The sequence below is a fragment of the Arcobacter thermotolerans genome (assembly GCF_983172305.1).
Genome location: NZ_CFAFZJ010000024.1, coordinates 1 through 808, shown reverse-complemented (window position 1 = coordinate 808; position 808 = coordinate 1). Strand labels below are relative to the sequence as shown.

Below are 808 nucleotides of genomic sequence, written 5' to 3'. Positions count from 1 at the left end.
GAATTCATATTTTTATTTTTACCAATAACTTTTATACTCTATTTTTATCTATTGAGCCAAAGATTAATTCTTGGTGCAAAGATATTTTTAGTAGTTGCTAGTTTGTTTTTTTATGGATATTGGAATTTCTCTTATGTTCCTTTAATACTATTATCTATATTTGTAAACTATGGCGTAGGATTAAGTTTAGTAAATCATGAAAAGATAAAGTTATCTTCAAAAACAATTTTAATATTTGGAATACTATTTAATGTAGGATTGCTAGGATACTTTAAATATACAGATTTCTTGCTTGAAAACTTTAATGGAATATTTGGCTCTAATATTCCATTGTCACATATAATACTTCCTTTAGGTATTAGCTTCTTTACATTTACTCAAATAGCATTCTTAGTAGATGCATACAGACGTGAAGCCAAAGAGTATAGCTTAGTAAATTATATGCTGTTTGTAACATACTTTCCACACTTACTTGCAGGTCCAATTCTTCATCATAAAGAGATGATGCCACAATTTGCAAGTAAATATAATTGGGTAAAGAATTATAGAAATATATCATTAGGACTGTTTATTTTTTCAATAGGATTGTTTAAAAAAGTTGTAATTGCAGATACATTTGCTCCTTGGGCAACAGCTGGATTTGATACAGCAACAACTTTAAATCTAATAGAAGCATGGGCAACAAGCTTAAGTTATACTTTCCAACTATACTTTGATTTTAGTGGATACTGTGATATGGCTATTGGAATTTCTTTAATGTTTAATATAAAACTTCCAATTAACTTTAACTCTCCATATAAAGCTTTAA

General features: G+C 27.6%; 1 protein-coding gene. It reads left to right on the top strand.

What is annotated here, in order from left to right; all coding sequences use genetic code 11:
• Positions 1–808 (top strand): MBOAT family O-acyltransferase (locus AC5LG6_RS11235; RefSeq protein WP_498586652.1); only part of this gene is annotated, 808 nt, incomplete at both ends.